A 1,186-nucleotide genomic window follows, 5' to 3' on the forward strand; every position below is an offset into this window, starting at 1 on the left:
GAGTAGCTCACCGCCAAACCTGATAATCAACCATTCCTAAACAACCAACGCGGGGTGGAGCAGCCAGGTAGCTCGTCAGGCTCATAACCTGAAGGTCACAGGTTCAAATCCTGTCCCCGCAACCAGAAAACTCAAATAATACAAACGCTTAGAACCCGACGTATTCCGTCGGGTTTTTGCTTATGCAAAACGAGTCAACGCCATGTCAACGTTTTGAGAGTCGCCCCGCGCCGAGGGCCGTAGTCACTGACAATCAGCCGCACGCAGCGACAGCCGGTGACATTCGCCGGTGTTGAGCGCGATTTGCCGTGATCTCGTTTTGCAGTTTCCAGGCCGACCATTCGCCCGCTTGGCATTGCTGTTCGGCCTGTGCCATGAAGAGTCATGATCGAATTCCGCCAGCTTCCAGATGACCATCCCGATCTCGCGCATTCGCCCATTCTGCGCGCCGCACTGTTGACGCTGCAATATGCGCAGGAGCACGGATCGATTGGTCTGACCAAGACCAAGGCGTTCAAGCGCGTCTTCGTCCATTGGGCGGTCGAGTATTTCGGCTGGCCGGGCAAAAGCGCGGAAGAGATGTTCCGCTACAGCAAAGTCATCAACGAATTCGAATTCCCGCCTCTTGAGGTGCTTCATTTCCTGCTGATCTCCCTGCGCCTCGGGCGTCACTACAAGGGCGCGTTCCGGCTGACCAAGCGGGGTGCGGATCTGGCGGGCGCCCCTGGGCGCCTGTTTGCCGAGCTCATCCCCTATTTCGTCCTGCGGATCGACCACGCCTCCTATGGGCGCTTCGACGAACGCCCTTTCGGGAAATGGGATGTCTGGATGAACGTCATCAATGTCGAGGCTGATCACGGCACGACCGAGGCCGCTTTGTTTGAAGCCTTTTACGGTAAGCCGGAGGACTGGCACACGGCAGGCTGGCGGGAGATGGCAGCATTTTCATGCTGTGTGCTACAGCCACTCGAGTGGGCCGGGCTGCTTAAGGAGACGGGTGCGTCCTGTTCCAACGGTCGTTCGATCCGCAGATAGCGATAGGTTTCGGCTTTGAAGGTCGCCGTGGCCACGGTCCAGAGGCGAGCCCCGCGTTTCAGCTTCCGTCCGTTCACGGTCGCATCGACATAGGTCGGCCCCGAAACGGGTGTCGCCCGGTTGAACCCTTCTAGGCCTTTCACAGGTGCGA

1 protein-coding gene, 1 tRNA gene and 1 pseudogene are annotated in these 1,186 nt (G+C 58.3%); 2 read left to right on the forward strand and 1 reads right to left on the reverse strand.

What is annotated here, in order from left to right; translation table 11 throughout:
- The first annotated feature begins 48 nt into the window (after nt 1–48).
- Both ROE7235_RS19630 and ROE7235_RS19635 read left to right on the forward strand, forming a co-directional pair.
- A tRNA-Met gene (locus ROE7235_RS19630) sits at nt 49–125 on the forward strand.
- A 259-nt stretch (nt 126–384) separates the two neighbouring features.
- Nucleotides 385–1,035: a hypothetical protein gene (locus ROE7235_RS19635; protein WP_121097734.1), complete on the forward strand. Its 651-nt coding sequence runs from the start codon at nt 385–387 to the stop codon at nt 1,033–1,035.
- Here the strand turns inward: ROE7235_RS19635 and ROE7235_RS20770 are convergent.
- Nucleotides 993–1,186: pseudogene (locus tag ROE7235_RS20770) on the reverse strand (hypothetical protein); the annotation flags it as partial. The gene ROE7235_RS19635 and the pseudogene ROE7235_RS20770 overlap by 43 nt on opposite strands.

Origin of the sequence: Roseinatronobacter ekhonensis (assembly GCF_900499075.1) — a bacterium.
Classification (GTDB): Bacteria; Pseudomonadota; Alphaproteobacteria; order Rhodobacterales; family Rhodobacteraceae; genus Roseinatronobacter; species Roseinatronobacter ekhonensis.